General features: G+C 68.2%; 20 protein-coding genes and 7 pseudogenes. 15 read left to right on the top strand and 12 right to left on the bottom strand.

Annotated features, from left to right (window positions below; translation table 11 throughout):
- Positions 1-483 precede the first annotated feature (483 nt).
- Positions 484-978, bottom strand: a complete 495-nt coding sequence (locus BM536_RS36485) for a YfbM family protein (RefSeq protein ID WP_073492588.1) — start codon at positions 976-978, stop codon at positions 484-486.
- A 781-nt stretch (positions 979-1,759) separates the two neighbouring features.
- On the opposite strand from BM536_RS36485, the gene BM536_RS36470 reads away from it, so the two are divergent.
- From BM536_RS36470 to BM536_RS41975, 3 genes are all read left to right on the top strand, one after another.
- On the top strand, positions 1,760-2,296 hold the full coding sequence (locus BM536_RS36470; RefSeq protein WP_245873969.1) for a cupin domain-containing protein: 537 nt from the start codon (positions 1,760-1,762) through the stop codon (positions 2,294-2,296).
- A 35-nt stretch (positions 2,297-2,331) separates the two neighbouring features.
- The gene (locus BM536_RS39990; RefSeq protein WP_425444720.1) at positions 2,332-2,454 is read left to right on the top strand and encodes a hypothetical protein; all 123 of its coding nucleotides are present in this window, start codon (positions 2,332-2,334) and stop codon (positions 2,452-2,454) included.
- A 158-nt stretch (positions 2,455-2,612) separates the two neighbouring features.
- Positions 2,613-2,756 (top strand): hypothetical protein, encoded by a 144-nt coding sequence (locus tag BM536_RS41975; RefSeq protein WP_211363012.1) that lies wholly within the window; start codon positions 2,613-2,615, stop codon positions 2,754-2,756.
- Between the two features lie 427 nt (positions 2,757-3,183).
- Here BM536_RS41975 and BM536_RS41500 read toward each other — a convergent pair whose 3' ends face one another.
- On the bottom strand, positions 3,184-3,339 hold the full coding sequence (locus BM536_RS41500) for a DUF6131 family protein (RefSeq protein WP_094103996.1): 156 nt from the start codon (positions 3,337-3,339) through the stop codon (positions 3,184-3,186).
- A gap of 408 nt (positions 3,340-3,747) precedes the next feature.
- On the opposite strand from BM536_RS41500, the gene BM536_RS36455 reads away from it, so the two are divergent.
- The 5 genes and pseudogenes from BM536_RS36455 to BM536_RS36435 all read left to right on the top strand — a co-directional run bounded on the left by BM536_RS36455 (position 3,748) and on the right by BM536_RS36435 (position 6,730).
- Entirely contained in the window at positions 3,748-4,578 is an 831-nt protein-coding gene (locus tag BM536_RS36455; RefSeq protein WP_094103995.1) for a DUF2382 domain-containing protein, read from the top strand.
- 186 nt (positions 4,579-4,764) lie between these two features.
- Entirely contained in the window at positions 4,765-5,034 is a 270-nt protein-coding gene (locus tag BM536_RS36450; RefSeq protein ID WP_073492589.1) for a hypothetical protein, read from the top strand.
- A 506-nt stretch (positions 5,035-5,540) separates the two neighbouring features.
- Positions 5,541-5,966, top strand: coding sequence for a phage holin family protein (locus BM536_RS36445; protein WP_211363015.1), 426 nt, complete (start codon positions 5,541-5,543; stop codon positions 5,964-5,966).
- Positions 5,963-6,444, top strand: a pseudogene (locus BM536_RS36440) (DUF3618 domain-containing protein). Before BM536_RS36445 ends, BM536_RS36440 begins: the two are co-directional and overlap by 4 nt.
- A pseudogene (locus BM536_RS36435) lies at positions 6,441-6,730 on the top strand (DUF4235 domain-containing protein). The pseudogenes BM536_RS36440 and BM536_RS36435 overlap by 4 nt, the downstream one beginning before the upstream one ends.
- A 413-nt stretch (positions 6,731-7,143) precedes the next feature.
- On the opposite strand, the gene BM536_RS36430 reads toward BM536_RS36435, so the two are convergent.
- Positions 7,144-7,962: an SAM-dependent methyltransferase gene (locus tag BM536_RS36430; RefSeq protein ID WP_073492590.1), complete on the bottom strand. Its 819-nt coding sequence runs from the start codon at positions 7,960-7,962 to the stop codon at positions 7,144-7,146.
- A 347-nt stretch (positions 7,963-8,309) separates the two neighbouring features.
- Here BM536_RS36430 and BM536_RS36425 point away from each other — a divergent pair, with 347 nt between their 5' ends.
- The gene (locus BM536_RS36425; protein ID WP_143651063.1) at positions 8,310-8,564 is read left to right on the top strand and encodes a hypothetical protein; all 255 of its coding nucleotides are present in this window, start codon (positions 8,310-8,312) and stop codon (positions 8,562-8,564) included.
- Between the two features lie 702 nt (positions 8,565-9,266).
- Here the strand turns inward: BM536_RS36425 and BM536_RS36415 are convergent.
- Together BM536_RS36415 and BM536_RS36410 are read right to left on the bottom strand one after the other, a co-directional pair.
- On the bottom strand, positions 9,267-10,001 hold the full coding sequence (locus tag BM536_RS36415; RefSeq protein ID WP_073492593.1) for an alpha/beta hydrolase: 735 nt from the start codon (positions 9,999-10,001) through the stop codon (positions 9,267-9,269).
- 715 nt (positions 10,002-10,716) lie between these two features.
- Complete coding sequence (locus BM536_RS36410) at positions 10,717-11,559, bottom strand: alpha/beta fold hydrolase (protein ID WP_073492594.1); 843 nt, start codon at positions 11,557-11,559, stop codon at positions 10,717-10,719.
- 61 nt (positions 11,560-11,620) lie between these two features.
- On the opposite strand from BM536_RS36410, the gene BM536_RS36405 reads away from it, so the two are divergent.
- Positions 11,621-12,097 (top strand): MarR family winged helix-turn-helix transcriptional regulator, encoded by a 477-nt coding sequence (locus tag BM536_RS36405; protein WP_073492595.1) that lies wholly within the window; start codon positions 11,621-11,623, stop codon positions 12,095-12,097.
- Between the two features lie 330 nt (positions 12,098-12,427).
- A pseudogene (locus BM536_RS43545) lies at positions 12,428-12,646 on the top strand (hypothetical protein); the annotation flags it as partial.
- A gap of 38 nt (positions 12,647-12,684) precedes the next feature.
- On the opposite strand, the pseudogene BM536_RS45105 reads toward BM536_RS43545, so the two are convergent.
- Positions 12,685-12,861, bottom strand: a pseudogene (locus BM536_RS45105) (LexA family protein); the annotation flags it as partial.
- 152 nt (positions 12,862-13,013) lie between these two features.
- Here BM536_RS45105 and BM536_RS36390 point away from each other — a divergent pair.
- Positions 13,014-13,754: a class I SAM-dependent methyltransferase gene (locus BM536_RS36390; protein ID WP_073492596.1), complete on the top strand. Its 741-nt coding sequence runs from the start codon at positions 13,014-13,016 to the stop codon at positions 13,752-13,754.
- Between the two features lie 9 nt (positions 13,755-13,763).
- Here the strand turns inward: BM536_RS36390 and BM536_RS43540 are convergent.
- The 4 genes and pseudogenes from BM536_RS43540 to BM536_RS36380 all read right to left on the bottom strand — a co-directional run.
- Positions 13,764-13,996: pseudogene (locus BM536_RS43540) on the bottom strand (ATP-binding protein); the annotation flags it as partial.
- A gap of 240 nt (positions 13,997-14,236) precedes the next feature.
- A complete protein-coding gene (locus BM536_RS45100) occupies positions 14,237-14,440 on the bottom strand; it encodes a Mu transposase domain-containing protein (RefSeq protein ID WP_425444722.1) in 204 nt (67 codons plus the stop codon).
- A gap of 63 nt (positions 14,441-14,503) precedes the next feature.
- Positions 14,504-14,596 (bottom strand): annotated as a pseudogene (locus BM536_RS45095) (transposase); the annotation flags it as partial.
- A gap of 142 nt (positions 14,597-14,738) precedes the next feature.
- Positions 14,739-15,242, bottom strand: coding sequence for a GNAT family N-acetyltransferase (locus BM536_RS36380; protein WP_073492597.1), 504 nt, complete (start codon positions 15,240-15,242; stop codon positions 14,739-14,741).
- Between the two features lie 729 nt (positions 15,243-15,971).
- Here BM536_RS36380 and BM536_RS36370 point away from each other — a divergent pair.
- Positions 15,972-16,702 (top strand): annotated as a pseudogene (locus BM536_RS36370) (3-keto-5-aminohexanoate cleavage protein).
- Positions 16,703-17,083: 381 nt separating this feature from the next.
- Here BM536_RS36370 and BM536_RS40495 read toward each other — a convergent pair.
- Positions 17,084-17,302: a hypothetical protein gene (locus tag BM536_RS40495; RefSeq protein ID WP_073492599.1), complete on the bottom strand. Its 219-nt coding sequence runs from the start codon at positions 17,300-17,302 to the stop codon at positions 17,084-17,086.
- 363 nt (positions 17,303-17,665) lie between these two features.
- On the opposite strand from BM536_RS40495, the gene BM536_RS36365 reads away from it, so the two are divergent.
- Both BM536_RS36365 and BM536_RS36355 read left to right on the top strand, forming a co-directional pair.
- Positions 17,666-18,220: a DUF3291 domain-containing protein gene (locus tag BM536_RS36365; protein WP_073492600.1), complete on the top strand. Its 555-nt coding sequence runs from the start codon at positions 17,666-17,668 to the stop codon at positions 18,218-18,220.
- Positions 18,221-18,716: 496 nt separating this feature from the next.
- On the top strand, positions 18,717-19,262 hold the full coding sequence (locus BM536_RS36355) for an O-methyltransferase (protein WP_079274965.1): 546 nt from the start codon (positions 18,717-18,719) through the stop codon (positions 19,260-19,262).
- Positions 19,263-20,175: 913 nt separating this feature from the next.
- Here the strand turns inward: BM536_RS36355 and BM536_RS36345 are convergent.
- Positions 20,176-21,318, bottom strand: coding sequence for a glycoside hydrolase family 55 protein (locus BM536_RS36345; RefSeq protein ID WP_245873968.1), 1,143 nt, complete (start codon positions 21,316-21,318; stop codon positions 20,176-20,178).
- Between the last annotated feature and the right edge of the window lie 59 nt (positions 21,319-21,377).

Here is a 21,377-nt window from a genome sequence, read left to right as displayed (position 1 = left end):
AACTGGTTCGGCGCCGCGTGCGCCGAGCCAACCGCGGCCGGGCAACTGCGCGCTCACGTGCGGGGCGTGCGTGACATCCTCGGCCGTGTCGCGCCGATCATGTCGCTGATCACCGCTGCGGCGGCCACGGACCCGGAGACCGCCGCGCAGTGGCCCGCCGGCCCCGCCTCGGGCCCGACCCGCGCCGCACCGTCCAGCACGCCGCAGCGAGGCGCTGACCTCCAAGCCCGACGCCCGCGCCGACTTCGACACCGCCCACGCGCCGCGGACCTGGTGTACGGGCTGCTCAGCCCAGAGCTGTACCGACCGCCACCGCCCGACGAATCCGGTAGACGGCGCGGTGAAACGACAGAGGGCGAACAGCAGCCAACGACCCCCCGCCCGACCCCGTCACGTGCTCGCACGCGAACGTCGACTCCAGCAGCGCGATGCTGCCGATCACCCTGTACCGACAAGCACGTCCGGACCATCCTCAGCAGTTGATCAGTCGATCCAGAGCAGCATCGCGTCACCGGTGGACGCGGCACCCCCGAAGAACTCGGTCAGGGGCGTGAACAGGTCGCCGGCCCACTCCAATGAGGCCGGCGAGTCCCAGATACCGGGATAGATCTCCGCCTTGGAGAGTTCGCAGGGATCGACACCCTGGATGAGCTGGTCATACGTGGTCCGGTGCAGGGCGCCAGCGGCCAGCCGCACCCGGTCCGGGGGCAGGTATCGCGGCGGTCCGTAGCCCCAATGGTCGGCGGCGAGGGTTTCCTCGCCATGGACGATATCGACGGGGAAGTCCGAGCGTTGCAGGAGGAACCCGAGCATGTGCCACGTCTGGTGCGTGGTGAAGTGCCGCGCCCCGGTCGGCGCGGGATCGCTCACCTGCACGTCCTCAATCGCGGCAGCCAGATCCCACGCCCATTCCGGATCGGTGAGAGCCCGATCCAGTTCCGCAGGCGTAACGCGCAGGTACTCCCCGTTCATACTCATGGGCGGCAGCCTAGGGGCCGCCTCCGACAACGCGGACGGCCGCTCCCGCAGCAGTCATTCCGCGCAGCGAGGTCTGGTGCCCTTCCTTGCCATGGCCAGCAAGAAGACCACGGCAGCGATCCCCGGCCGAGCCCGCCGTCGTCCGCCCCGCTCCCCTCACCGACGACCCCGTCGCAGACTCAGGTCTGCTGATCAGGCGCATGTGCCCGGGCCGGGGTTCGGTGTCGGCGAGGAGCGGTTGTCGGGGCCTGTGTTGTCGCCCCGTGACCGTGGTCGGGCCTTCATGGTCGGCCGCCCTCTGGTCGGGGGCGGCCGCTGCGCTTCGTCGTACGCGCGGCTCCGGACCGAGACGGCGCCGCGCCGTACGGAGGCGGGAGCAGCCACGATGACGGACGTGGACGTAGGTGGCGGGGACCGACTGGCGCTGGCGGTGCTGGTCCAGTACCGGATGATCACCACTGAGCAGATGCACCTGGTGCTCGCGCAGGGGTGCGGATCGATCAGCCCCGGCGCCGGCTGGCCCACCCGCGTACCGAAGGGCTGGTCGACCGGGCCACCCCGCCGCGGGCCGGGCGGACCCGGGTGTGGTTCCCCACGCGGTGCAGGGTGCAGGTCGCCAGTGAGTGGCCGGAGCTGCGGGGGCGGCGGCCGCCGAAGACAGTGGCCGATCCGACCACCGTGCGACTGCGGGTCGGCCATGGGCTGACAGTGATCGAGGCAGCGGCCCTCTGCTGCCCGAAAGCCCGTCGGCAGTCAGCTGTAAAGGACGCAGCGTTGCAGGGTGAACCAACACGCTGTTCCGGGCGTTCACAGGAGGGAAACCCAACTCTTCCTATTTGCCAAGGAGTTCATCATGTTGGATCGTCGCTCTCTTCTGCGGACCAGTGGCGTGGCGGCAGCCGGCACGCTCGGCGCCGCCGCATTCGCCTCGACTGCTGAGGCCTCTTCCACACCGTCCCGCGTTCATCACTCGTTTGATCCCGACCCGACCGCCGGCGTAACGCGCACCTTGCTCCAGGACAACCCCTCGCCCGCCGAGGGCTGGAAGACCGTGCAGACCCTTGTCGAGATACCCCGGCGTAAGGAATCGGGCCGCCACAGCCACCCCGGAGTGGAGGTCGGATACATCGTCCGCGGCGAAGTGTCGATGGAGTTCGACGACGGGACCACCCTGCGGCTTCGCACAGGCGACCCTTTCTTCATCCCCTCGGAAACCATCCACAATGCCCGCAATATCGGGACGGTAACAACGATGATGCTGTCCACCTACGTCGTTGACGAGACCAAGCCGCTGGTGATCACACACACCCATCCTTGAATCTCTTGCAGTGCATGGTCGCAGGTCAAGAAGGCGTGGAATGTCTGGACGGTGCGGCCATCGCCGGCGGGTATCCGCCCAATGCCGAGCCGTACCCCCTGCCCCGGGACACCCGCGAATGGGACGAGGAATACCGGTGCCGCCTGGACGAGACCTGACCGCGCCACAGCGCCGCGTCGGCGCCGGGCACGGCCGGTGACCTGTGGGATACCCGCCGGCTAGGAACTTGCTGGCAGGGATCCGCGCGACAGACCGGAGTCTGACCAAACGGCTCGCTGCCAGTGCCTCCCCCAGGCTTCACCGGGCGCTGCCAGAGGTGGAGGAGACTGCGGAGGGAACCAAGCTGTGGTGCGGCTCGGCCGCGGTGATGGCCTGGCTGGGCGGCTGGCGCGGCCGCAAGGCCGCCGCCGCGGGCCTGGCCGCTGTGGCCGTGGCTCAGCTGGTCTCCAACGGCGTGTGAAGCAGATCGTCACGCCGACCGTCCCCACCCCCCGAGGAGTGGATCCCGCACGACGAGCCGTCGCAATCGCCTTCACCAGCGCCGTTGCCCGGCGCGGCCGCTGGCCGGTGCCCCGTGCGCGGTGCCGCCAAGGTGGCCTCGAACGCGTGCAAAGCGGCGCCCACTACCCCAGACCCCAGCGACGTCGCCGCCGGCACCGGCGCGCCCATTAGCCTGGCCGGGGCGCCGGGGCGCCTGGCTCACCCGCCGCGCCCCGCACCTGGTCCTGCGCCACTGGCTCCAGCGGTTCGTTGCCGGGGCACTTCCGTGCGGCCTGCGGGTAATGCCTGGTCACTGGCGTTGCCTCGGCAGCTGCGCGCGGCGATCCGGCACACGGCCAGACGCAAGGCTCGTGCGTCAGCGTGCATGCAGGTGTGCTGAGGCAGCGTCACCAGTAGTGCCGGCGACCGGCGACCGCGTGTCCCATGGAGCCCATGATCCACAGGGCGGCGCCGATGACCACGAGGATGATCCCGATCGTCCACAGGATCGATACGCCGGTGACGAACCCGACCACCAGCAGGATGATGCCGAGGAGGAGCATGACCGCCTCCAGTACGAAGTAGTGGTGCTTTTACTGTGCACCGCAGCATCGTTTTGGGGAAGTGCCGGTGTCTACCTATTTCAGGCTATTCAGGACCAGATCGTGCCGACTGCCGGTGCTGGGACCGTGCCGTTTCGGCACTTGGCACACAGCTCTCATGGTTCCGATTCGCATCGATCACCCTGACCGCATCGGCGATGACCGCCCGGCTCGTGACAACGGCGGATCTTCCCCGCTCCAGCCAAGCTCGGCGAGCTGGACGCCATCTGGTCCGGCCCGGGAGTGAGAGCACCTCTGGAATGCGCTTGTCACTTGGCTATTCAACAAGATTGTCACGGTTTGATGCGCAATATGGTGGTGAGCCGGACGGGGTGAACCGAACGCGACAACAGAGAGGGTGAGCAGGCTGTGATCACCCAGGAGCAGATCCCGACTGTGCTCGACCACCCGGTCTACGACACGGACGGCAACAAGATCGGCGATGCCAGACACGTCTTCCTCGACGACGCCACCGGCCAGCCCGAGTGGGTCAGCGTCAAGACCGGCTTGTTCGGAACCAGCGAGTCCTTCGTACCGATCCGTGACGCCTCCATCGTGGAGGACCACCTGGAGGTCCCCTACCCCAAGAACACGGTCAAGGACGCACCCAACGTCGACGTCGACGCAGGAGGTCACCTCTCCGAAGACGAGGAACACCGCCTGTACGAGCACTACGGCATCGACTGGGACGCTGCCTGGCAGCAGGCCAACCAGCCCGGCGCCGGCGGCTGGGCCCAAACCGACACCGGCGAGAGGGCCCACACCGACACCAGCGAGACGACCGACATGTCCCGCTCCGCAGAAACCGGTGTCGGCGGCGATGACGCCATGACGCGCTCGGAAGAACGCATGCACGTCGGCGCCGAGCGCCGCGAGGTCGGCCGGGCGCGGCTGCGCAAGTACGTCGTCACCGAGGACGTACAACAGACCGTGCCGGTACGCCGGGAGGAAGTCCGGGTCGAACGCGAGCCGATCACGGACGAGAACCGCGATGCCGCCCTGTCCGGGCCCGACATCAGCGAAGCCGAACACGAGGTCACCCTCCACGAGGAACGCCCCGTGGCAGAGACCGAGACGGTGCCGGTGGAGCGGGTGCGCATGACGACCGACGAACGGACGGACGAGGAGACGGTGCGCGGCAAGGTCCGCAAGGAAAAGATCGACACCGAAGGCATGGACGAAGACCGGCGCGACAGGTAGCCGAGCCTGCGTCGCCCGCCCGCACGCTGCCACCCGGCGAACGTGCAGAGGGGGCCCGGCACGTCGAACGGCTGCCGGCCCCCTCCCCCCGGGACATCGAGACGCTGCCCTCAGACAGCGAGCGGGCTTCAGGCGGCCGGGACGGCGTGGGCAATCAACACACGAACAGAAAGCGAGTGGGCCCTCATGACCCAGGTCGAGCAGCCCCTGACAGACGCCGCCATCAAAGTGCGCCAAGTCAACCACTACCAGTTCAGCTGGGTGGCCGGGGACCCCGGCCAGCGCGGCACCTTCACCCTGCAGCTGGTCCTGGACGAAGGCGCCGGGGAAGAAGTACTCACTGTCGACGCCGACGACGCCGACGTGCTGAAGGATCTGCTGGAGCACAATCACACAGTCCAATACGACGCCCCACGCCACACCCTGATGTTCGGCGTGACGCCCGCCGGTAGCTGACCGCAGCAGCCCACCGCACACGCCACGACGACATATCGGCGCGGCTGTGTCGTGCAGGGAAAGGACCGCGTCGGGATGGCCGCCGGACAGACCGTGGGCGGCGGCCTGCACGCCCTGGGGTTGGGCGTGTCTGACCAGACGATGAGGTCTGCGGAGAACAGACCGACACCAAAGGCATTCAGGAAGGTCGGCCGGAACACGGAGCCGAGCTGCGTCGCCTACCCGCACCGGTCCGCTCGGTATCTGCACGAGCGGGCCGGCGCTGCGTGCCCGGCAGTCCCGCTGCCCGCACGCGCACAAGCCGGCCAGGCAGCCGCGGCGGCGCACCAAGGCCGCACCGTGCGGGCAACCCGCGAGCCGCAGCTCAACCCCCTTTGCCAGAACACCGCACCGAGCCTGTCCTGATCTTGTCTGTTCGGGGTACTCGCGTGCTCACCAGGAGACGGCCGCGCCGCGGCCCGTCGTAGTGGACCGAAGACGAAGGGGAGGTGATCGTCGTGTCGACCATGCAGCCACCACCTGCCGGCCCCGACCGGAAGACGCACAGTACCGACGAGCCGGTGAGCGAACTGGTGCAGCGGGCCTCGCAGCAGCTGACGGAGTTGGTGCGCGGCGAGATGAGGCTGGCGCAGGCAGAAATGAAGGAGAAGGGCAAGCGCTACGGCAAGGGCGGCGGCCTGTTCGGCGGCGCCGGCATCGTCGGCTTCCTGATGGCGCAGGCGCTGGTCGCCACCGCGATTGCCGCGCTGGCGGTGCCGCTGCCGGTGTGGGCGGCGGCGCTCATTGTCACCGTCGTCCTGGGTGTGATCGCCGCGATCATGGCCATCAGTGGAAAGAAGCAGGTCGACCAGGCCGCGCCGCCCACGCCCGAGCAGACGGTCGAGAGCGTGAAGGCCGACGTGGCCGAGATCAAGGAGAGTGCACAGCGATGACCCAGCCGCCTCACGACGAGCCCACCGCCTCCAACCCCGACGAGCTGCGCGAGCAGGTCGAGCAGACCCGCCAAGAACTCGGGCAGACGGTCGAGGCGCTGGCCGCCAAGACGACGTCAAGGCCCGCGCCCAGGAGAAGGCCGCCGAGGTCAAGGAACAGGCCGCCGCGAAGGCTGGCGAGCTGAAGGAGCAGGCCGCGGCCAAGGCCGGGGAAGTGAAGGCGAAGGCAACCGGCCTGGCCCACCAGGCACAGGACAAGCTGCCCGACCCGGTCAAGGACAAAGCCGCCCAAGCCGCCGAGCAGGCCAAGGCCAAGGCGGCCCAGGCCGGTCAGCTCTGGCAGGAGAAGGCGCCTCAGCCGGTGCGGCAGAAGACGGCCCAGGGGGCGCAGCTGGCCCGGGATAACCGCAACCTGCTGCTGGCGGCAGCCGGTGCGGCCGCCGTGGTGTGGCTGGTCTGCCGCCGCCGGAAGGGGTGAGCTGGGGGAAGGCATCGAAGATCGCGCACAAGCCGGTCGGCCTGCCCCTGGAAGCCGTCAGCGGCAGGCTCGCCGGTAATCGTTCAAGCAGGCGTGGAAGATGCTCGGCCACGACGAGGACGCCTCCGACGCCACCGACGAGGAGCGCGCCTGGACAGAGGCGCTGCTCGCCACCACCCTGCCGGACGCGATCTTCGCCGAGGTCAAGGCCGCCGTCGACCGAACCGGCGTCGCCGCCACCCGCCGTACGACCGGCACCTGGCGGCTGACTTCAGATGCGAAATAGGGGGTGCCGGTGTGACGTGGATACCGGCACCCCCTGCCTGTAGGTCTGCCTCGTTCCGGAAAGGTCCCACGGCCGTGTCCGCTTCTCACGCGACATCCGCCCAGACCGCTGTGGCAGCCATCGGCATCCGAGGTCAACTCGGAGTGTGGCTGACCCACACCAGACCACACGAGCCAAGCTCACCACCGAGCAGCTCGCCGCGTTGGTCGGCCTCGGGCTGGACTGGGCTGCGGCGTAAGGCTGGTGGGCAGGACCCCGGGAAGCTCGTGCAGCCACGCAGCCACGGTCTGGGCGGTACGGTCGGGCCGGACGTCAGTCCGCTCAGTTGCCGGCGTCGATACCGAGGTGCTTCGCCACCCCGGTGATCTGGCGGCCAGAGACGCAACCGCCCGGCGATTGCCTCCGGTTGACGTCTAGGCTTTCCGGGCCAGTCCGGCGGCGATGAGGTGTTGCCAGACCGTGAGCTCTCGTCTTTCTCCCGTGTCCCACGCGCTGTCGGTTTCGTCGGGATGCCACAGGGAAGCGGCGACGATCCCGGGGTCGAGGATCTCCAGACCCTCCAGCAGGGAGGCGATTTCCGCGTCGGTGCTCCACCGGCCGCGGCCGAACGTCTGCTGGAGGACCTTCTCGGCCTCCACGGTCTCCGGGTTGTTGCCAGAGCGGAAGTGGCTGACGAAGAAGTGGCTTCCGGAGGGGACGTGGTCTCGCCAGTACCGGACGATGCCGGCCGGGTCCTCGTCGTCGTTGATGTGGTGGAGGATGGCGCTGAAGATGACGGCGACGGGACGAGTGAAGTCGATGATTTCGCTGGTGTCGGGGTGAGTGCGGATGCCTTCGGGGTCGCGCACATCGACCGCGACGACGCGGGTCCGGTCGTTGTGCTCCAGCAGTGCGCGGCCGTGGACCAACACTTGGGGGTCGATGTCGACGTAGACGACCCGTGACTCGGGAGCGTGCCGTTGCGCGACCTGGTGGACGTTGTCCACGGTCGGCAGGCCACTGCCCAGGTCGATGAACTGCCGAATACCGGTGGTCTTCGCGATCTCCCTGACCGCCCGCGTCAGGGCCGCGCGATTGGCGAAGGCGATGGCCACCGAACCGGGTAGGTCGCGCTTGAACACGTCGCCGATCTCACGGTCCACGGCGTAGTTGTCCTTGCCGCCGAGCAGGTAGTCGTAGACGCGGGCGATGCTGGGCCTGGTCGGGTCGATGGAGGAGCCCTCGTTCGTCATGGCTGCCATTCTTCACCGCAACGCCGCCTGCGCAGAACCGATTTGGGGTCCTCCAGCCGATCGGGACGGCGAGAGGCCATGGACACCTGGGTTCGGTGTCAAAACGCCCCGATTGGATGACAGGGCGACTGGCTTCACTGTCCAAGGACACCGACTTCGCGATGCGCGCCCCGTCCCGAGTTCGCCGAGCCGCTTAAGCCCTGGTACGGCAAGGACAAGGTCGTGGCCCGGCTGCGCGACCACGGGCACCAGACGGCGGGCTTCAGGGTCGGCGGCGGCTTCGGCGGACCGCTCCACGGTCCTGAGCGCACAGCGCTGCTGAGCAGGCCCGGCAGATGCTGGAGCGGATGACGGCCGGCTCCCAGTTCCTGCGCCGCCACCGCGGCGGCGTTGTGCCACTCCCCCACATCTGGGTCGCCGGGCACCCGCAGCCCATCGCGCTGGATCCACCGGCGCGCGGCGCGGACCTGCTCACTCCGGTCAACGAGAAACACCTGCACCAGGTCGCGGGCGCGCGCAGCCGGGTCGACGACGCCCTGGAACGGGCGGAGCCGCGGTCAACCGCGGCCCGCTGGCTCCGACCATGGCCGGCGCCTGGGTAGCCGTCGAATCCCTGCTGTCGCCCCCGACGACCCCAAGGACGAGAACGAGCGGTCCGGCAAGGCAGACCGGATGGCGGCCATCATCACCTGATCCTGGCCCCGCGCCGAGCTCACCGCCCTGGCCCACCGCCACAAGCCCCGCGCTCAGGAAGCTCTTCCAGGGGCAACGCCGACTGCACGACGAACCAAGACCGTGCCCGCCTGGTCGCGGACGCACTGCGCCGCGGCGCCGAGGCGCTGGGCTTCACGGGCGCATCCACGAAGTGCACCGACCGGCCCGCCGCGCAGCGGATGGCGGACCTGGTCCACGATCCGCGGCCCGTGTCGGCCGACGTCGCCCGGGCCTTCCGGATCGCGCTGCGCCGCCCGTACCGGATCCGGAACATCATCCGGCACGGCGGCGCCACTCAGGGTGTCGCCCTGGAAGCCTCGCTGCGCACCGCCGCGCCCCTTGTGGGAGCGGGCCTGGACCGGATCGGGCTGGCCCTGCCATTTTGCCGATCAGTCCGGCGGAACGGACCGTCACCACCGACCCACCCCTGCGGGTGAGCGCGGCCTGAGCGAACGCGCGGCACGGGCCCCTGCCGAGAGTTCAGCAGGGGCCCACGGTGTGGGGAACCGCGGAGGACCGGAACCTGGCCTCGATGAGCGGCATGCCGGCCGACGTCAGCTACCGTCCGCTGCCGGTCCGACGGCCCGCCCTCACTTCAGATGGCGGGTGAAGAACCGGGCCGCGGCGTCTCCCGCGAACTGCGGGACGCCGGTGTGCCCGCCCATGTTGGCGTGCAGGGACTTCTCTTCGGAGCTGAAGGCGTCGAACAGGTCCAGAGCCGCCTGCCGGTCGTTCCCTTCGTCGTCCCACTGCAGCAGGACGTGCAGCGGAATGGTGACCTGGCGGGCCTCTTCGAACATGGCGCGAGGCACGAAACTCCCGGCGAAGAGACCGGCGGCCACGATGCGCGGCTCGACCACCGCCAGCCGGATGCCGATGGAGATCACTCCCCCCGAATATCCCACCGGGCCGCCGATCTCAGGTAGCGACAGGAGGGCGTCCAGGGCGGCCTGCCATTCCGGGACCGCCTTGTCGACCAGCGGGAGGATGAGGGCATCCACGATCTCGTCGCTGACCGGCTCGCCGGCCTCCATCGCCCGGCGCAGGTCGGCGCGGGCCTGCTCGGCGGCGGGCCACCGGGGCCGGTCGCCGCTCCCGGGGAGCTCGATGGTGGCCGTGGCAAAGCCCTCCGCCGCGGACTGCCGGGCCCGGGCCACCAGTCGGGGGTACATCCTGCGCAGCCCGAGAGGAGGGTGGCCGAGCAGGATCAGCGGAACCGGTGCGGATGCGGATGCGGGTGTCCACAAGATGCCGGGGATCTCGTCGAGGGTGAATTCGCGTTCGTATACGACGTCATCGAGGCGCTGCTCGGAAGTGAACTGCATGGTCGGGCCTTTCGGGAGTGCACCGGAACGGCGCTCCCGGACGTCTGTCTATCGCCCGACCGTGACCCCGGAGGGGAGCACCCATGTCGATACAGCGTTCACGGGTACCACCTCCTCGATCTCTCGCACGGCCTTCGGAAATGTAGCAGTGGCCGCCTCGTCCGCCTATCGGGTTTTCGCGGAGCGTCCGTGTCCGGATGCCACGCAGGCGCTACGCAGAGCAACTCGGGTGTCGTCGCGAATTGCCGAGTGGCGGCTCTTCGACGAAGGGGGCGCACTGGCCCTGTCGCTACTCATGAACAACGAACACGACACACCGCCGACGCCCCCCAAACTCGTCTACAGGCGCTGTCGGTTCTCGGGATTCTGGCTCAGCTTGTGTGAAGCGGAGCGGGGATGCCTTCGCACACATCGTCCGCACGCATCTGACCTGGTCGGTTTCGAGCGCACCGCTGCCAGGAGGACAGCGCGTCGGCCATCTTTACGGAAGTTGGGGCAGAACCCGAGAACGGACAGTACTTGTCCATCAGTTTGAGCAGCAGGCGGCGCTCGTGACGGAATCGAACAGCTCGCGAGGTCGGACCCCACGCGCACAGCCGAGAGGGGAGGCGCCAGGGAGGTCCGGTGTGACTGTCACGGCGGGGCAGGCTGACCCGTGGCGGAGGGGCTCGGGGTCGGGCGGGCATCGGAAACGGACCATGACACCGGAGGGTCCTCAGGGACGGACGGGCAGTTCCTGGCCCAGGCTGCGGAGGAAGTCGGTGAGGATGCGGGTGTACTCCTCGGGGCGCTCGAGGTTGGGGAAGTGCGCGGCGTCATTGATCATGACCGTCCGGCCTCGTGGTGCCGTGCGGGCGACGGATTCGGCCATGGCCCGGAGCTCGGGTGCGTCCTGTGCGCCGTTGAGGGCAAGGACGGGGACGGCAATCCGGCCGGCCCGGGCGCCGAGATCCCCGACCGGGACGTGGTGATCGGCTTCGCCGGGAGTGTGCTTGCTGATGGTTCGCTGGCGCATCTCGCGAAGACGGGTGTAGATCTCGGGCCGGACGGCTTGCCGCGGTCGCTCGGGGCCGTGCGCCCAGGCGTCGCTCGCGTCGTGCCAGGCCTCGATGTCGCCGGCAGCCAGAGCCTGGAACTGCGCGGCCTGTGCTTGCTTGGACCAGGGCTCGGTGAACTCGCGGTCGTCCGTGCCGCCGCCGGAGATGACCAGGGCCCGGACCAGATCGGGGTGTTCCAGCGCGGTCCCAACGGCGATCACTGCCCCCATGGAGACGCCGGCGAGGACGGCGGGTCCGGCGCCCAGGTGGTGGAGCAGCTCGGCGAGGTCGTCGGCCTGGCGGAATGGGCGGCTCGCGTTCGCGGACCGTCCGTGACCGCGAGCGTCGGGTGCGATGACGCGGAACTCCTTCGCGAGGGCCGGGATGTGCTCGTCCCACATGGTGTGGTCGAGGAAACCCGCGTGCAGCAGCACGACGGGGAGGTCTGTGCCGCCGGTGTCGCGGTAGGCGAGCTCGCCGTCGGAGGACGCGAAGAAGCGGAGATCGGAAGCGTTATCCATGACAACTAGATTGTCATGAGAGGAGAGTGTTGACAACCCGATTGTCATTTATCATCAGCGTATGAGTGATGGAGAACGCCCGCTGCCTCCCGACGAGGCGGGTCCGCGGCTGATGGAAGTCTTCGCCTTGGTGGGACCGCTCTACCGGCGGGTTCACCGCAAGATCGAGCAGGACGCCCCGCGGCAAGGGCTGTCAGTGGGAGTGCGCGCGGTGCTCGATCTGCTACGAGAGCACGGACCGATGACGGTTCCCCAAATGGGCCGAGCGCAGTCGATCAGCCGTCAGTTCGTCCAGCGGATGGTCAACGATGCCGCGGCGGACGGTCTGGTGGAGGCCGTGCCGAACCCGGCGCATGCTCGATCCTCGCTGATCCGCCTGACCGACGCCGGCCGCACGGTGATCGAGGCCGTCGTCGCCCGGGAGCACGCGCTGCTGCGCGAGGCGGCGGACGTTCTCACCGTAGCGGAGGTGGACGCATGCGTCCGAGTGCTCAGCCGGATGCTTGCCCTCTTCGAGGATCCCGAAGCCAATAGCTAAGGGTTGTCCCGTAACTCAGGCCAGAGGTCGATGGGGGACCACAGACAGATCGGCTTGTCCGGTTGCGCCCCGACTTGTGGTCTCAGCGCGACCCCGACCAAGCAGGTCGAACCGGACATTGGCAAGCGGTGTCCTGAGTTACGGGACAACCCTTAGCCAACAGCTCGGGTCGGACGATGGCGGCGCCGCGGCGACGGTCGGTATGAACGCCTCGCCCTTGTGCTGACGTTTCGGTCGACATCGAACACGCCGGATCCGGGGTGCCTCCCGCAATGGTGAACAGATGCCGTCCGATTTCGGGTTCTGGTTCAGCATCTGTGGTTCGGCCACGGGCGCATGCTCATCGGCGACGCCGACGGTTTCTGGGACCCGAACGTCTCCTCAGCCCCGGACTTTCTCGCCTGGTATGAACGATGGCTCGACCACATGGCTGCCGGACAGGACAACCGAGCCCTGGAACTCACCTCGCCCCGGCTCCGAGCACATCTGAATCGGCGGCCGCGACGGTGGCGAAGACCGTGTGGAAGGTGTGCGACGGCACGGCCGTGACGTGTACCAGCCCCGGCACCGCGACCGTCACGCACCAGCGCCCCGCGCTCTTCCAGGTTGGCCAGGTGACAGGCAACCGACGCTGTGCTGCGCATCCCGATCTCCCGCGCCGGCTCCCGCAGCGACATCGTCTCTCCCCGGTCCTGGATGGAGCGGCGGATCACGCGGAGAATCTCCTCCTCCCGCTCGGTCAGATGCTCCGGCCGCCGGTTCACCACTGACGCTCCTGGTTTCTCGGTGGGGGCGGGCAACGTTCGTCGACGGTTTCGGGTAACAGTTCGGCGATCAGACAGCTCGAAAATGTCGATGAGAACTGACAACGCTGCGGGCTCTTCCCAGCGTCAGCGGGAAGCGCATACTGAGCGGTGTGGCGACTTACAACAGCATTGGTGCGACCTACGCTGACACTCGGCGACCGGACCCCCGAATCGCCGCCAGGATCCATCAAGCCCTCGGTGGTGCCACCACTGTGATCAACGTAGGAGCCGGCACCGGCTCCTACGAACCCTCACACACGGTGCTGGCTGTTGAACCCAGCTCAGTGATGATCGCCCAGCGCCCAGCCGGATCCGCACCGGCCCTGGAAGCATCCGCAGAGGCGATCCCTCTCGCCGACGACTCGGTCGATGCGGCGATGGCCCTCCTGACCGTGCACCACTGGAGCGACCTGGAAGCCGGCATCAGTGAACTCCTCCGCATCGCCCGGCAGCGGATCGTCGTCCTCACCTTCGACCCCGACATCAACCACAGGTTCTGGCTTCTGGAGGAGTACCTGCCCGAAGCAGCCGCTTTCGACAACACACGCGCCGTCGCGATCGACCGCTTGGCCAGGCTGCTGGGAGGCGCCCGCGTCGAAACCGTCCCCATCCCGCACGACTGCACCGACGGATTCCTCGCCGCCTTCTGGCGCCGACCCGAGGCATACCTCGACCCGGAAGTGCGGGCCGGTATCTCGCTGTTCGCCCAGACCAGTGACGAAGTCATCCAGCCGGGCTTGGCCCGGCTGTCAGACGACCTGTCCTCCGGCCGGTGGCACCACCGCCATGCCGACCTGCTCGACCGCGAAGCCCTCGATAGCGGTTACCGGCTCCTCGTGGCCGACCTGTAGAACCAGGCCGCGGGCGATGGTCCTGGTCAGGACTTCTCGTCCGCCGCCGCCTCGACCAACTCGTCGACCAACTTGGTGGCAAGTGTGTAGCGGACCCGGAAGCCGACCGTGGCGGCCTCGTTGCCGAGCACGATCAACAGGTGGGACTTGCCGGTGCACCAGTCGCCGATCAGGCAGAGCGGCAGCCCTTCTTGACCCACTCGCAGGTCGCCAGGGCCGTGAATGACGGCTGCGTCGACGTTCCCAATGACCTCGAAGTCTGACCTCGATGTCGAAGGCCCGCAGCGACTTTCTCCCGCGTGAACTGCGCCGTCTTGACGCCCTGAGTGCGGAGGCAAGCCCACTACCAGGTGCTCGTGGGGGACGTGGCGGCCCATCAGCAGGACCTCGATCAGGGCCCGGGTGCCGTCCCGTTCGCCATGGGCAGCAGCCTTCGCCGCCTCCCACCAGGCGTCATGGACGGGCGTGAACCTCCCTGCGGATCACGCCTGTTCGAAGGTGGTGGCCCCGGGAAACGCTCCGGGCTTCCGGACCAGGGCTTCCAAGTAGTGGTCCAGATCCAGCCGGGCCTTCCCCTTGACGATCAGCCGTTCGTGGCGAGCAATCTCACTCCGGCCGTCGTAGACCACCAGCTCGGACGCGTGCAGTACCGCTCTCACCGTCCGGCCGATCAGCCGCACCGGCACCGAGTAGCGAAGGGTGCGGACACTGATCTGGCTAAAGCGGTTCACCCGCAGGCTGAGCAGGCGTACCGCGACGACCAGGAGCAGGCGGAGGGTGTCGGTCACGATGTGCCGCTTGCGGCCCGGCACCTTCTTCCCGCCGTCATAGCCGCGTGAGGCGGGCACCGTCCGGCGTCTTGTTTCCGCTCCGTCCCCCGCACTACCAGGAGGCCCTGCTTTCACGCGCGGAGACCGCCGCAGTCACTCGATCGAGACTCCCGTTCGATCGACAGCCTTCGAGATCGGTACGTGCAACAACCACTTACGTGTCGGGATGCTCCGGCAGGGCGAGCCAGTCCGACCAGGAGATCTCGCGGCCGAGGAAGCGCGGCTGCTCGAACGGCCAGTCGGCGGCGATCCACTGCGGCACCAGCGCATCGAGGGCCTGCTCGACCTTGCTGCCCACCAGCTCGTCCACCACCCACCAGGAGATCTCGCCGTCCGCGCCGGCCCTCTCCGGTGGGTCGATGTAGACACAGCCGAGCAGAGCTGTCTCCGCCGCGTCGAACAGCGCGTAGTTGAAGGACTGGTGCGCGGCGATCTCCTTCTCGTGCCGCAACAGGTCGGCCTGGTCGGCCTCGTAGGTCATGGTGGCCGCGGGCCAGCCCCAGGCCGGGCCGAAGATGGTCCACAGCCGCTCGCGCGAACCCATCACAGCCGGATAGTCGAGCGGGGTGTCCGCCTCCCGGATCGGCCGCAGGTGATGACCACCGCCCGGCAGCGGTACCAGGACGGGGTGGACGAAGTCATCGGGAAGCCAGCTCATGACGCCCGACCGTAGCAGCGCGCGGCCGTCCGCTCCTCTGGATTTGGAGGGCGGTCGCCTACGCGGCGAAAGGCTCCGCAGGGCTTCAGCCGAACGATCGTCGCTGCAGGCTATGAGTGAGGCCCGGGGACACTGCCCCCTTCACCACCACGCCCCCAGCAACCCACCCACACCGCCCAGCATTCCCACCCCCGAGCCGGGCAGGACGCGGGCTCCCGCCCCGGCTCGGGCGACATAGGACGGGAACCCACTCCACATTCTTCTCTCGAGACCGAGGCGGATACATCGGGCGCTGTGCGGCCCGCGGGCCGCAGACTTTTTCGTTGTCTTCTTGGCCGCGGTGGTCTTCTGGTCGGTCTTCGATGCCGCCTTCTTGGCCGCCGGGGCTTCGCAGTCTTCCTGGCGGGCTGCAACGTCACCGCGGCGACAACTTCCCCACCTGGCTCGCCGCCGACGGACTCACCCAGGGCACCTGCACACAAGATCGGCATTCGACCCCAACAGAACCGCCCCGCCGCCCTGTTCACCCTCTCCGCCGAACTGCCCGCCGCCATCCTCGCCCGAATGCTCGGCGCCCACATCCCAGTCGCCGTCCACATCCGTCCAATGGCAGAAGGCATCCGCCGGCGACTGGGCCGCCTACACCGCCGATGTCAGCCGCCGCAACGTCGGCCCACAGTGAGCACGCAGCAGTCTCTGCATGTCAGACCCGACTGAGAAGATCACGCCATGCTGCAAGTCTGTCTGAACGGTGCCAGAAGCCGCACGGAATGCACTCACCTCCCAGCGACCCCACAGGAGCTTGCAACGGCAGCCCGCGCAGCCGTCGCCGCCGGCGCCCAGGACATCCATCTCCACCCCAAGGACCGCGACGGCGCAGACACATTGGACCCCACTGCCGTCGCCGCGGCCCTCAAAGCCGTACGGGCCGCCGTCCCGGGCATCCCCGTCGGCGTCACCACCGGTGCCTGGGCCACACCGGACCCCGGAGCACGCGCGGCCCAGGTCCGATCCTGGACTGTGCTGCCAGATCACGCCTCCGTGAACTGGCACGAGGAGGGCGCCACCGAAGTCGCCACCGCCCTGCTGGACCGAGGCATCGGCATCGAAGCCGGCATCTACTCCGGAACCCGCGCGTACGGCGCTTCCTCAGCTGGCCAGAATCCCACCGCGTCCTGCGCGTCCTGGCCGAGATCACCGACACCAACCCACAGACCGCGATCCGTGCCGCAGTCGACCTGCTCGACGAACTCCGCCCAGTCACGACCTCGCCGATCCTCCTGCACGGCGAAGACGACGCCGCCTGGCCCATCCTCCAGCTGGCTGCCTCACGCCGACTGGACACGCGGATCGGCCTGGAAGACGTGCTCCAACTACCGGACGGCACATCGACCAAGAGCAACGCCGACCTCATCCACGCGGCCCAAGAGATCATCCAGCAGGCCTTCGGAAGGTTCTGATACCCGAGCCGGCCGGCACTGCTGGATAGCCGCATGATCACACCGGAGCACAGCGACCAGGGGCCGAAGGCGTCGCCGGGAAAGAGGAAGAGGCGGTTGCCGATCACGGGAGTGGTGTGGAAGTGACCTTCCGTCACAACGTGGTGCATGAAGTAGGTGCCGGCCGAAACGTACGCGCACCACCGGAGTGCGCGAGCTGCGCGCCACCGTCGCCGACGTCGGCTGAGGAGCCGTCACGCGGCGCCGCACGGCTGCTGCACACACCCGGCCGCCCCATGGAGACGCCGCTGCCCGGGTCGGCTGGAACGTCGACCCGGGCAGCGGCGTTGGTGGCTGGAGCGGGCGCCGAGTGGCGGCCCAGCCCCGGTCCGCCCTGTCAGATCAGGTCCATGGCAGCGAAACCCGTGAGAAGCCCGAAGGTGGTGAAGGCGCACCGCAGGCGCCGATGAGCAGCGCTGGGTGGTAGCCGAGTTCCGGACCAGCCGGCTTGTCCCTGTGCGACCCGTAGAAGCCGACGAAGAACACGACCTGGTCCGCCAGGGCCGCGACCAGAGGCCACGGAGGGGTGGAGGAGCCATCGACGGCGGCGGAGAGGGACACGCGGACTGCCGTACGAGAAGGGGGAAGCGGCGTTGTCTCGCAGTTCCCTAGGTTGTCTGTTCCGAGGTGGCTGGTCGATGTGGACTTCCACGAGGCGGGCCGCGCTCTACCGCCGCAACCCCTGCCGGGGCCTTTGCAAGAGGCCACTTGAAGAGGGAAAACGCAACTTCGACAGAGTCTTCGGAGGTGGCTATCGTCACCGGTCATTCGGCGGCGCCCACAGTCGCGTAGGAGTTTCACCAGCTGAGTCGATCACGCCCACAACTCCCCACCCGACGGGCAGGCCATCGAATCGAGCGCACGCCCGGACGGCTAGACCTTCACAAGTTCCTCCACCAGATCCCCTCGGCCAGGGAGACACGCATGCCCCATCTTGCTCTGTACACGTTCGGCGTCCTGAAGTCACCCCTCACCGATCCCGGACCCCTTACGCGGGAGTTCTACGAGAGCGGTGAGGCCGTCTACCGGGAGATCAGCCGGCACCCCGGATATATCGCTCATGCTGAAGCGGCACGCCACATCCAGGGCGTACTCTTCGACGCGGACTGGGGTGCATGGGGAGAGTTTGTTGTTCCGGCCTGGTACGGCAAAGGCCGCAGTGCGGAAACCACCGCCCTGGCCGCAACCCTCTCACTCTGGAGCGGCCTGCGACCCGCCTTCGATGCCATCTACACCGGTCTGCACCGCGCGGCGCTCAACAGGCGTTACGACTGGTTCGAGCGGACAGGGCACCCGGGTCACGTGCTCTGGTGGGTCACCGGCGGCGCGATACCTACGTGGCAGGACGGGGTTTCCAAGCTGGAGCACCTCCACGAATACGGCTCCGCGCCGTACGCCTTCACCTTCAACCACTCGTTTGACCCAGGCGGAACACCGACCCGACTCGAAGGCGTCGAAACGAAGAGCGAGGTTCGCTGAACAAGTAGCAGACACGCGGCGTCAGCCGCTCGGTCACTTCCAGTCTTCCTCGGGCCTGCTCACACTGCGACGGGCCAGGACCCAGTGCCGCCGGTCCTCGCGGTGTGAGGGCCTCGTTTCGAAGCGGGCCCAGTCGTAGATCCGCCGGCCGTGGGCGGGCCCGCGTAATGCCGATACTCGCGTGCATGTGCACGGCCTGGTCGCCCAGGGGGGCTCAGCAGGTGGATCTGGGACTGCACCCACACTGCGGCGATCTGCGCATCGGCGGGACGAAAGTGACGTCGTCAGGGTCGAAGGCCTTCTGCCCGCGTCGCCTGACCGGCCCCTCCCGGGTGCCACCTGCCGTTTTCGATGCTTGGCTGTTCATGACAGGGGCGGTAGTCGGATTCCGTTCGAGTAGGCCCCGAAGCACCAGCCCCGATCCCCTGAACCTGAACGCATACACGGCCGTGGCCCGTGCGTAGGCGTCGGACCTCACCACCCATGGAAGGTTCACATGGAATCTGCTGTGTACACGCCGATGTCGGATCTCAAGGATGCCACCCTTGATCACCGACGCATCCACGGATGCGGCTCGCAGCCCGTCGTCGACGGCGCACAGCTGGCGGCCTGGGCCATACAGGCAGGCGCGCGCAGCGCCGTGGAGATCGGTACTTTCCTCGGATACTCCGCCGCATGCCTCGCCAACGCCGGGATCCTCGTGCAGACCGTGGACCGCGACCCCGTCCACGTCGCGCTCGCGCAACGGCACCTGAACGAGCGAGGTCTGGCCAACCGCGTGAACTGCATGACGGGCGAAGCCGTGGAAGTCCTCGCCGACCTGCCCGCGGGCGAGGCGGACCTCGCCTTCTTCGACGGCATGGAGGTGAGCGTCGCCGAGATCGAGGTACTGGCCAGGGCACTGCGCCCGGGCGGATTGCTGCTAGTCAGCAATGTGAAACTCGGCAGCGAGGCAGCCGAGGTCCGCGAGTTCATCGGCGGCTGGCAACCCCGGGAGGACGGCGAGGTGCTGTTCGCCGTCAAGCCGCCACGAGCATCCTGACCAGCCACACTCGGGCAGTCAACGCCACACCGGACACGGCGATGATGCTTGCCGCGGCATCTGTGGGACCATGGGGACCTCACCGGTTCTGCTGCTTCAAGCCGGGCCGGTAGGGCACTCGAAACGCTCACTGCTTGATCTCGACAAGGCCGTGGCCTAGTGGGAATCCTCCTCGCCGATGGCAGCTTCGAGACTCTGGCGGAGCTGGTCGAGACGGCCGGCCCTGTGCACTTTCCCGCGTCCCTGACGGAACGCTGCCCCTTGCCGACGTTCTCCATCCGCCAGTTAAAGACGTCCAAGAGGCCCAGCCAGGAGCCTGCGTCGTCGGCCCGGCCAGCCTGACCTCCACGCCCGACCCGCGCGGTCGGCGGGCCGGTATTCCCCTGCCCGCGCCTCTCGCCTTCGTTCGTCTGCACGCCGCAGTGGCGCTGGACCCGCCGGATGACTGGCCTCACCTGGCCACCGTTTGTGGAATGCCGGGAAGGTGACCGCGATGGACTGAGCGCCGTCAGTCGCGATTACGTGCCCCGGACCCTGGGCGCGTTGCTGGTACAACCCCAAGGCGTCGGCTGCGGAGCCCGCCTTGGCGCCCCCGCCGTGAAGCGGAGCGCCAAAGCGCGATCCTGTTCCTGGACCGCACCGGCGTGCAGTGGCGTTGGCGTCGCCTGCCGCACGACCTCCCGCCCTGGGAAACCGTTGATTGAGGTCTGCCATCGCCGGGGCGAGCACATCGATCAGCGCGTCCACGTCGAGCAGGGCCTCGACCTGCGAGCGGCCCAGAAGCGGCATCCGCCTCGACCTCCTGACGCCGGTCATCCGGCCGGCGACCCCATGGCCACGGTGTCGACCGCAGCGCCTGTTGCTCCGGCGGGGCCGCACGGCTCTGTACGGAATCCACCATGCGACCGGGCGCCTACGTGTCGACGGCGGAGTTGTCGAGGCAGTCGACGAAGCGGACAAAGTCGGGGCGGACGTTGTCCTCGGCTACGGCGAACTCGTGCGCCGAGTGACTGCGCAGAAGGCACATGTCGTAGCGGGCCACGGTCGGCAGGGCCTTCCGTCGGCCGTCCGTTCGGTATTCGTGGCGGCCTACCAACTGGCAGGAGTCATAACGGATCAGGGGTCCGCGCGGCCCTACCGTATAGCGGTGCGCCCGTGCCTCGGGGGCGAAGTCCTTGAAGGACAGTCCGGTGTCGTCGCAGTCGCTGAAGTGAATCGTGCCGCTCGCCCAGACGCTGTCGATGACCTGGACCTGCGGGTTGCGTACCTCGAACCGGATGTCCTGGGCGTGGAACCGCTGTACCGAGTCATGGTGTCGGGCGACGGGGAAGCGGAAGAACGTGCTGGTGGTGCCGTACTCCTCGGTGCTGTGCGGACGCGTGCCGGTGATGATGTACGAGCCGCCGCGGCAGGTGATCGAGCCGCCGTAGGGGAACTCCAGAAAGTTGCCCCATTCGTACTCGACCTTCATGTCCGTGAACCAGTAGTTGAGGAACTGGTCCTGGTCGTTGGGATCTGGCTGCTGCCGTTGTGAGAGGCCGGAGTACAGGAACGCCCGGCGGTAGCTGCCGCCGACCCGGCAAGCCTCCCAGCGCATCTCAGAGTTGGTGTTGGTGCCGTCAAGGGCGATGCCGAACTCCCACTCCCCCATCCATTCGCATTCCGAGAAGCGGTAGTCCTGGGCATTGCCGGTGGAGTACGAGCTGAAAAAGGAGGCGCCCGGCGTGGCCGAGCGAAACTGGATGCGCTCGAAGGAGAGGTTCGACCAGATGTCCTCGTTGCGGCAGAGGTAGGAGCCCGGGCCGTTGTCCGGACGGAAGACAAGGGTGGTCATGCGTTTTCCTGCTCCGCTGAAGCGCAGGCCGTTGGCCGCTGACAGCGGAGCGACGCCGTTGAGCAGCGCGTGTGCACGGGTGATGAGGAACTCTCCCGCGGGGATTTCGATCACCGTGCGTCCGACCCCCCGGGCGACCCGGGCGGCCGCGAGCGAGTAGGCGATCTCGAAGGCGGCGGTGTCGTCGGTTAGTCCGTCGCCCACCGCTCCGAGGTCGGCCACGTTCAGCACTAGCGGCAGTCGGGACGTCGACGGGCGACCTCTTCGGGGTCCGGCGGGGA

Origin of the sequence: Streptomyces phaeoluteigriseus, from assembly GCF_001896135.2 — a bacterium.
Taxonomy (GTDB): Bacteria; Actinomycetota; Actinomycetes; order Streptomycetales; family Streptomycetaceae; genus Streptomyces; species Streptomyces phaeoluteigriseus.
This window is presented reverse-complemented; position numbering and strand designations above follow the sequence as displayed.